Genomic DNA, 546 nt, shown 5'->3' on the forward strand with positions numbered 1-546 from the left:
TCTACCTCTAACTTAGATGAATCCCACCCTATCTACCACTTCTCTCCCAAAGATGAAGAAAATAATATTGGAACACTCCTTATCTTTTTAAACTCCTCTACTCTTACACTTCTAAATTATTCTCTTCTTAATTCTACTCTTAATATAAAACTAGAATTAACAAATAAAGAATCTAAAGATAAACAAGAAAAAGTAAAAGCATTATCTAAAACACAACAAGAAATAAATAAATCTCTAAGCACATCAAGCACATCTTATCTGCACCCCCTCTTAGAAGATGATGAAATAAAATGTCCTCATAATGGTATAGTTAAATTAAAATCTAAATTAGGTAAAAGTATAAAAAGTAATAATATCCCTATTATCTTAGAATCTGATTTATTATATAGCTCTATTATTGGTTGTTCTAATAATATAGCAGGTATTCCTTCTCCCTGCACACAAGTAGCCTTAATACTCCCTAGCTCAAGAGGATTAAAAAAACATAATGATGATTATCCTATAATGCAAGATTTAGTAAGCTATGGTGTATTTAGTGATAAAGGA

The 546-nt window shown here is 28.9% G+C and carries 1 pseudogene; it reads left to right on the forward strand.

Annotated features, from left to right (window positions below):
• A pseudogene (locus CQA44_RS12290) lies at positions 1-546 on the forward strand (lipase); the annotation flags it as partial.

Source organism: Helicobacter sp. MIT 14-3879, from assembly GCF_003364125.1.